The 233-nt window shown below is 44.2% G+C and carries 1 pseudogene; it reads right to left on the bottom strand.

Annotation, left to right across the window (positions count from 1 at the left end):
- Positions 1-102: 102 nt before the first annotated feature.
- Positions 103-233: pseudogene (locus tag ACTHS3_RS18730) on the bottom strand (glutathione peroxidase); the annotation flags it as partial.

Below are 233 nucleotides of genomic sequence, written 5' to 3'. Positions count from 1 at the left end.
ATATAGAGTTATTCAGAACGCCGATTTGTAAACGTCGTCTGAATAACTCTATATTTGGGTCTTTCAGACGGCCTTTTCAAGCCGTCTCAAGCATACAGGCAATTAGTTTTTAGCCAAGTAAGCTTCCAAGTCTTCGCTGCCGCCGATGTATTTGCCACCGATGAATACTTGAGGAGCAGTCATCTTGCCGGTAATAGCGCGTACGGAAGTAACAGTTGCATCTTTGCCCAATA

The sequence above is a fragment of the Neisseria sp. P0009.S007 genome, assembly GCF_051962515.1.
The sequence above is the reverse complement of the archived record's forward strand: the minus strand, read 5'-3'. Positions and strand labels throughout refer to the sequence as shown.